Source organism: Bradyrhizobium sp. (genome assembly GCF_049586575.1).
Lineage (GTDB): Bacteria > Pseudomonadota > Alphaproteobacteria > Rhizobiales > Xanthobacteraceae > Bradyrhizobium.
On record NZ_JBAVCF010000795.1, the window covers coordinates 1 to 2472 of the forward strand.

1 protein-coding gene is annotated in these 2472 nt (G+C 56.4%); it reads left to right on the plus strand.

Annotated features, from left to right (window positions below; translation table 11 throughout):
- Positions 1-523 precede the first annotated feature (523 nt).
- Entirely contained in the window at positions 524-2353 is a 1830-nt protein-coding gene (locus WB528_RS28345; RefSeq protein ID WP_423892766.1) for a uracil-xanthine permease family protein, read from the plus strand.
- Positions 2354-2472: the final 119 nt, after the last annotated feature.

A 2472-nucleotide genomic window follows, 5' to 3' on the forward strand; every position in this document is an offset into this window, starting at 1 on the left:
CCTGAATTGCCGCTCATTTAAATGTGCGACGTTCTTCCCGACGGGCGTACGAAAAAAAGCCCTGCCGACCTGGGGCCGTCAGGGCTAAAGTATTACGACGATGATCGTCGGTGCAGAATGACGATCTTTGAAACGCGTAAGGCAAAATCGTAACTAAAGGCTCAACGGAAGCCCAAAAAGCCCGTCGTACGAACTGCGGCCCGAGGTATCTTTTCAGCTTTCCGCGCTTTTCGACCGAAAATAAGTCACCCGCCGCTGCCGGGCCCAGGAGGGCCAGCATCAAAAACCAAGGCCACCATCATCCGAGACTGTCTCCGCATGTGCAAATTCTACGGTGATATCGCGTCAAAGTCGTTGCGCGAGTTGCACGAACAGATAGGGTAAACCCCTAGGGGAGGCCGGCCAACGTGCAGCACTTGTGGAAGTTGGCGGACGCCGTCTCCGCCGCATAGGGCTTATTTGGTATGTGCGGCGAACTTCGATCAAACTGCCCGATGCGACAAATCGCTATTTCGAGTGTACAATGAGCATCGCGTTGAACCGCAAGGTCGACACGGCGTCGACTGCAGAGCGGCAGCAATCTCACAGCACGAACGGGATCCTCAGTTTTTTAAGACGGGCATATTGCGCGCCCATTCTCCGGGCCACCGCCCAAAAACCCTCCTCGCTGATTTACAGTGCAGACGACCGGCCCGGCGCCCTTATCGCATTGTCGAATGGCGCTCAGCACGTCGGGTTGATCTCGATTAATCTCGTATACCCGTTGCTGATCTGCCGCACAGTCGGCGCACCTATACCGATGGTGGCCGATTTGCTCTCGATCGGCATGATCGTACTTTCAATTGGAACGCTGATCCAGGTGTTGCGGCTTGGGCCGATTGGATCCGGCTACATGCTGCCCTCAACGTTCACGGCCAGTTATTTTGCACCTGGCTTGCTTGCTGCACGGATCGGCGGCCTGCCATTGGTTTTCGGCATGACGATTTTTGCAGGCGCTCTTGAGGCGCTCGTTGCGCCATTGCTCAACCGACTTCGTAAATTTCTGCCGGTGGAAGTGTCGGGGCTGGTGATCTTTATGCTTGGTATCGCAGCGGGTCTCGCGGGTCTACGCACTCTGCTGGGCCCGACTGCAGCGCCCGTCAGCTCAGCCGAGTGGTTGGTCGCGGCAACCACACTCGGGACCATAACCGCCCTCAACATCTGGGGCAAAGGCCTGGCGCGCATGCTATGCGCATTGATCGGGATAATCGGCGGCTATGCTGTGGCGCTGGCGGCTGGTTTATTAGATCCCGTGCAATGGTCACTTGTCGACCAAGCCAATTGGCTCGGAATTCCACACCTCGCTCGGGTCGATTGGTCATTTAATGCAACACTCGTTGCACCATTCGCGATCGCCAGTCTTGCTGCGGCGATGAAGGCTGCGGGCACGTTAACGATCTGCGAGAAGACCAACGATTCGACTTGGGTTAGACCCGACATGCGTTCGATAAAGCGCGGGGTGCTCAGTGATGGATTGGCGACCATGATCGCCGGAATTGCCGGTACTCCCGGAGGGATTAACACGTCAACTCCGAGTGCCGGTCTTGCTTCTGCCACCGGCGTTGCCAGCCGCAACGTGGCGGTCGTGGCTGCTGCGATTTTCTTTTCGTTAGGCTTTTTTCCCAAGCTGACCGCTGTACTCGCGATCATGCCACGCGCCGTCGTGGTCGCTGCCCTCATGTACGCCGTAACGTTCATTATCATCAACGGGCTCCAAGTCATGATGTCGCGCATGCTTGACGCGCGTCGGACTGTCGTCCTCGCCTTCGGCCTCATGGGCGGCCTCACCATCGAGGTGTTCCCCAAGAGCGTCAACCTCCTGCCAAGTGAGATTGCGATAATCGCCGGCTCTTCGTTAGTCGCGTCGACCGCGATCGCCCTGATTTTGAACCTGGTGTTTCGAATTGGCGTGCGGAAGACTGCTACGCTTAGCGTCGAACGGGAACGAATTAATTCGAAAGAGATCGAGAATTTTTTTCTCGAGCAAGGCAAGTCTTGGGGCGCTCGCCCGGATGTAACGAAACGTGCGAGCTTCGGCGTAATCCAATTGATCGAGGCGATTGGAGAGACCTGCTGGAAAGCTGGGAAAATGCTCGTGCGGGCGAGCTTCGATGAATACAAGATCGAAATCGACGTGACATATCCCGGCGCGCGTCTCGAGTTTCCGGAAGTGCGGCCCTCGATTGAGAAAATTGTGGACAGTGGGGACGGCCCGCGTCTCCTGGCGGGGTTCATCCTCAGACGGAACGCGGATCGCGTTCAGTCAGTCGTCAAGGACGGCAGGTGCACAGTGCATTTCCACTATGACCATTGAGTTAAATAGGCTTTATGCGTTGACGACTAACGCGGCCTACCCGGTCATCAGGCGAAGGGCATTGACAGCTATCGCTTCGGCGGTTTGCATGTACCAACCGTTACAATAGAAATAATCGA

What these genes read in the sequence shown, in the direction of transcription:
- WB528_RS28345 (WP_423892766.1), top strand. Translation starts at nt 524, where the DNA reads ATGAGCATCGCGTTGAACCGCAAGGTCGACACGGCGTCGACTGCAGAG.